The sequence below is a fragment of the Mycobacterium sp. genome (genome assembly GCF_035653355.1).
In the GTDB taxonomy this organism is placed as follows: Bacteria; Actinomycetota; Actinomycetes; order Mycobacteriales; family Mycobacteriaceae; genus Mycobacterium.
In genome coordinates this window covers 1-3,577 of the sequence record NZ_DASRBZ010000632.1, presented here as the reverse complement: position 1 = coordinate 3,577, position 3,577 = coordinate 1, and the positions used below count along the sequence as shown (strand labels likewise).

The 3,577-nt window shown below is 67.9% G+C and carries 4 protein-coding genes and 1 pseudogene; 2 read left to right on the top strand and 3 right to left on the bottom strand.

All coding sequences use genetic code 11. From position 1 onward, the window contains the following. The 3 genes and pseudogenes from VFA16_RS21825 to VFA16_RS21815 all read right to left on the bottom strand — a co-directional run. Window positions 1-912, bottom strand: a 912-nt coding sequence (locus VFA16_RS21825; RefSeq protein WP_324969838.1) for an MFS transporter, incomplete at its 3' end; no start/stop codon positions are given. Between the two features lie 14 nt (window positions 913-926). Next, a pseudogene (locus VFA16_RS21820) lies at window positions 927-1,337 on the bottom strand (amidohydrolase); the annotation flags it as partial. Window positions 1,338-1,562: 225 nt separating this feature from the next. Further along, on the bottom strand, window positions 1,563-1,763 hold the full coding sequence (locus VFA16_RS21815) for a hypothetical protein (RefSeq protein ID WP_324969837.1): 201 nt from the start codon (window positions 1,761-1,763) through the stop codon (window positions 1,563-1,565). 684 nt (window positions 1,764-2,447) lie between these two features. On the opposite strand from VFA16_RS21815, the gene VFA16_RS21810 reads away from it, so the two are divergent. Both VFA16_RS21810 and VFA16_RS21805 read left to right on the top strand, forming a co-directional pair. Continuing rightward, on the top strand, window positions 2,448-3,296 hold the full coding sequence (locus VFA16_RS21810; RefSeq protein ID WP_324969836.1) for a ribokinase: 849 nt from the start codon (window positions 2,448-2,450) through the stop codon (window positions 3,294-3,296). A 14-nt stretch (window positions 3,297-3,310) separates the two neighbouring features. After that, window positions 3,311-3,577 (top strand): enoyl-CoA hydratase/isomerase family protein (locus VFA16_RS21805; protein WP_324969835.1); only part of this gene is annotated, 267 nt, incomplete at its 3' end.

The following is a 3,577-nucleotide window of genomic DNA, read 5'->3' as shown; positions in this document are numbered from 1 at the left end:
TGCAGGTGACTGGCCGCGCACGATGACTAGGTAGTAGGCGAACAAGATGGTTGAACCGCCGGTGAGGAAGTTGAACGCCACCCCTGCGGTGACTGCGGCGTTGAACCGGCCGGATCGGAATAGGCGAAGGTCCAACGCCGGGTCGGAGGTGGAGCACTCGCGCATCAAAAACCCCGCGCCCGCAACAACTCCGATGGCGATGGCAATCACGGGACCGGAGTGCAGTCCCCGCTGCAACTGGGAGATGCCGTACACAAGGGCGAGGAGCGCAACCGCAACGAGCGTCAGGCCGGGCACGTCGAGCCGGCCGGGTGCGCGCGGTGTCTCGGGCACGAAACGCAGGTGGATCACCAGCGCGATGACCGCCGCGACGGGAGCCACCAGGAAGCCGGTGCGCCAGCCTGCGTGTTCGGCGAGCAGGCTGCCCAGGGCGGGCATCGGTGTGGTGAGGGCGAAGCCGGCACCGAGGTAGAACGCGATCGCGGCGGCGCGCCGCTGCGGGGGGAATACAGCGTTGATGATGGCCAGCGACAGGCCCAACAGGAATGCGAAAGCTACCCCGGATCCGGCGCGGGCCGCGATGAGCACCGCTCCGGTCGGCGCGGACGCGGCTAGCACACCGAACCCGATCGCACCGAGCAGACCGCCGGTGAACATGCGCGCCATGCCGTACAGGTCGCCGAGCGCACCCGCGCCGAGCACCGCCGCTGCCAGCGTCAGGGTGGCCAGGCTGGCGACGAAGCTGGCCGTGCTGGGCGACATGCCCAGTCCGGCACGCACTTCGGATATGTTGGCGGACAAGATCGTCGGGTCGGCCGCGGTGATGCTGTAGCCCAGTCCCATGGCGATCACCGTCATGGTGGCCGCCAGACCCGACACCTGCATGGGTGTCTCGGCGGCCGGCGAGGTCATCCTGTGTACACCTGCGGCGCTATGCTGTCGAGCCAGTAGAGCGTCGGCTCCGGCAAACCAGACTGCAGCAGCGGATCCCAGCCGTTCAGGTAGGCACCATCGGCGCCGCGAGCAGCGACCTCATCGGCGATCGCGGTGACCACCGCATCGGCATCAGGCAAGGTGACCGGTCGGATGTCGACCATCCGGTCGGACAGCACGATGGCCTCCATTAGCGGGTGGCCGTGCGCCTCGATCAGGCCGGGCAGCAGACAGCCGTCGCCGATATCGACGACTTCAGTGTGCGGCCCGATCCACGCCTCGACCTCGGCCCGCGCGCCGACCGCGATAATGCGGCCGCCGGACACCGCGATCGCCTCGGCCGTGGGCTGCCCGGGATTGACGGTAAGGACGGTCCCGGTGACGACGAGGTCGGCTGCAGGCATCGGGTGATGTTAGCTTGAGCAGCGGTTTCACTGCGCCCGAAAAGCCGAAGATCGTGGGCATCTTCCCGAGCTGCGCAGCCCCGCACTGCCCGGCTTGCAGGGGCGGCGCCCACCGACCAGATGTCACTTTCCCGCCCTACGTGATGTGGTCGCGGAAGTTATATCCGCCCGCCACCGACGTGGGGCATACCGCCGCCTATGTGCGGCATACCGCCGATCGGCCCTTCATGAGGCATCCCGCCAGCTGGATCTAACGGCGGTGGCGAAATCGGCGCTTCCGCCGGCGGTGGCGATATCGGCGCGTCCGCCGCCGGTGGCGATATCGGCGCGTCCGCCGCCGTTGCCGGTGGTGGCGGGGCCGCAGGCGGCGGTGGCGGAGCGTACGGGCTTCCCGCGCACGCCGCGTCGGCTGGCATGGTCATGCATGCGGGGTCCAACGGGCCGGTGGGAGCGCCCGCAGTCGACGCTGGCGCAGGCGGAGCGTACGGCCCACCCGCGCACACCGGGTTATTGGGCATCCCGGCGCAGGTGGGATCCGCCGGACCGTTGGGAACCACGGAATAAGGGCCGCCCTGGCATTGCGCTGATTCAGGCATGGCCACGCAATTGGGATCATCCGGATTGGTGGGAACGCCAGGATTGGGATCATCGAGCGGAGCGAGCCTATCGGGCATGCCTGTGAAGCCGGGCGATGCGTTCGCCGAAACGGTCGCAGCCATCGCGGCCATTCCAACAAGTGCTACGGCCAGGGCCGTTCTCGTTATCGCGCCGCGGACTCCCGAAGTCATCGTCCAACTCATCCATCGCTCCTAACGTGCGGACCCAAACGAGTCACCCTGACGTTTGCCGGTATCGACGCATCACCGCATATCGTCGCATGCCCGCTTTCGGTACCGGCGTGAATGACGCAATTGGCATTCACACCTGGAATTGCGGCAGCCGGATGGGAAATTGCCCGGCGCGTGTTCCCCGTCCGGTGGTGTTCGCTGCTGCGGGGTCAATCGGCTGCGTCCGCTGACGCAGCTAGGAGGCACGGATCACGCAACAGACTAGCCGCAGGTCGTCCGCACCTCGTTGTATAACCGGCCGCGACTTCCTAACGTCGGCGCAATGACACGCGTGTGCGTGGTGGGCAGTGTGAATCTGGATACCGTGTTCGAGGTTGACGCTTTGCCCCGTCCTGGCGAGACCGTGCTGGCGGCGTCGGCGCGGTCGCAGCCCGGCGGTAAAGGCGCAAATCAAGCGGTGGCCGCGGCGCGGGCAGGCGCACACGTCGACTTTGTCGGTGCGGTGGGCGACGACACGGTGGCTGCACAGCTGCGCGGTCATCTGGACGCCAACGGTGTGGGCACCGACGGGCTGATCACGTTGCCTGGTCGCAGCGGCAACGCGGTCATCTTGGTGGATCCTGCCGGGGAGAACGCGATCGCCGTCGCGCCCGGCGCCAATGGCCGGCTGACGCTGGAGGCGTCACATGTGCGGACCATCGTCGCCGATTGCGATGTGTTGTTGGTGCAGTTGGAGATCCCGGTGCCCACCGCCGTGGTCGCCGCCCGGGAAGCGCGCACAGCCGGGGCCATCGTCATGGTCAACGCCTCACCACCGGCCGCGGACCTAGCCGAGCTTGCCGGGCTGGCCGACGTGGTCGTCGCCAACGAATCCGAGGCAGCGCAGTGGCATTGGCCGGTCTCGCATCTCGTCATCACCCGGGCAGCACGCGGTGCTTCCTATGTCGGTGAGCGCGGCGAATTCAGCGTCGGCGCACCGACGATGAAGCCCGTCGATACGACCGGAGCCGGCGACGTGTTCGCCGGGGTACTGGCCGCCAGCTGGACCGGTGACGTCGAGCATGCGCTTCGGCGCGCCTGCGCCGCAGGAGCGTTGGCCACGCTGGTGCCCGGAGCCGGTGACTGCGCTCCGCTCAGCGATGCCATCGACGGCGCGGTCGCGGTCGACTGAGCTAACGTCTCTTCATGCCGAGCGCCGACGACAGCAGCCCACGCCCACCTGAAGGGGACTGGCTCGGAACGAAGTATTTGCGCTTCACGCGAGAGGGCCCGTTCGCGATCGTTACGCTGGACCGCCCGCACGCACGCAACGCCATGACACCGGCGATGTACTTCGGCATCCGCTACGCGATAACCCGGGTCAATGCCGACCCGGATTTGGCGGGGCTGCTGATCACCGGAACCGGCGACGTGTTCGCTCCCGGCGGTGATCTCGGCGGTGGCCGCGGCGAT